This window comes from Ruegeria spongiae (genome assembly GCF_023502395.1).
In the GTDB taxonomy this organism is placed as follows: Bacteria; Pseudomonadota; Alphaproteobacteria; order Rhodobacterales; family Rhodobacteraceae; genus Ruegeria_C; species Ruegeria_C spongiae.
Window position 1 is genome coordinate 1 of record NZ_JAMFMB010000085.1, and the last position, 930, is coordinate 930.

General features: G+C 58.9%; 1 pseudogene. It reads right to left on the bottom strand.

The window, feature by feature from the left end:
* Positions 1–338: 338 nt before the first annotated feature.
* Positions 339–930: pseudogene (locus M3P21_RS22340) on the bottom strand (IS91 family transposase); the annotation flags it as partial.

Genomic DNA, 930 nt, shown 5'->3' on the forward strand with positions numbered 1-930 from the left:
TTTGTCTAAGATTTTTTGATGCGGGCCAGTGCGTTAGGATTGTGTCGGGCGGTGTGTCCCGCGTTGACAAATCTGACAAGGTGGAAGCCGTGGGATGCGTGCACTGTGCTATGGGGAATGCACTTGCTTCTGTCCCTGACATTGGTTTGAGCTTTGCGGGTTTGTCGAGCTTTGAAGGGTCGGCTGCGCGACCTTTGGCGCACCATCGTGCACTTTTGTGAGTTTCTCGGCTTTGCTTTGGGGCCTGTTTCTGCGCGCGGATGGCAATGGGCCGAAGCGTCGCCTTGACCGTCGCGGTGAGCGTCGGACTGGAGAGCGGACCGGGGATAGGCGGTTCATCATGCGGCCTGCTTTCTTGGTGGCGCTCGATTTCGGGGCATCTGCCCGCGCCGGAAAGTCTCGGTGATGCGCATCGGCCCGCCGCAGTCGGGACATGGTTCGCGCAATGTGAGGGGTAGTGCCGCTTCATCCGATAGTTGGCCTGTTTCCACCGATTTGATGTCCCCAAGCAACGCGCGGATCCGGGCGACTTTCTCTTTGCGACCGGCACCTGCCATGAAGCCGTAGTGGCGGATGCGATGGAAGCGGTCTGGAAGGACATGCGTGAGGAATCTGCGGATGAACTCGAAGGTGGGCAGCCGCATGACCTTCATGCGGTCACCGCGCTTGATCCTGTAATCCTTCCATTTGAATGCCACGGTGTCGGCATCGGCGCTGACAAGACGGTGGTTCGAGATGGGGTGTAGCGGGACAGGTATGCCAGTACGGCTTCGGGTCCGCCGAAGGGTGGTTTGGCATAGACTACCCAATTGGTCTTGCGGAACCGAGCGAGCCATTCGGCGAAGGCGCTGACGTCTGCTAATTCGGTGAGATCACCGAAGAACCTGAGCTGCCCTGCGCGGTGCAAAGCCATGAGATCTTCGACAAACA